Genomic DNA, 217 nt, shown 5'->3' with positions numbered 1-217 from the left:
TTTGGGTGTACACAAGTGCCATCTAGGGCGTTGGGATATGCGTGGTGTAGCCAGCATGGATAATAAGCGGATTACCATACTGGGGCGCAGATTGCTGCCAAATTCTATCTGTGTGTCTTTTGGGTGTACACAAGTGCCATCTAGGGCGTTGGGATATGCGTGGTGTAGCCAGCATGGATAATAAGCGGATTACCATACTGGGGCGCAGATTGCTGCC

Annotated in this window: 1 protein-coding gene; it reads left to right on the top strand. The window is 50.7% G+C overall.

Features of this window, described 5'->3' with window-relative positions:
* The coding region (locus M2R47_RS09445) for a hypothetical protein (protein WP_249102564.1) at positions 1–181 on the top strand (181 nt) is incomplete at its 5' end.
* Positions 182–217 lie beyond the last annotated feature (36 nt).

The organism is Moraxella oculi (assembly GCF_023336735.1).
Lineage (GTDB): Bacteria > Pseudomonadota > Gammaproteobacteria > Pseudomonadales > Moraxellaceae > Moraxella > Moraxella oculi.
The sequence above is the reverse complement of the archived record's forward strand: the minus strand, read 5'-3'. Positions and strand labels throughout refer to the sequence as shown.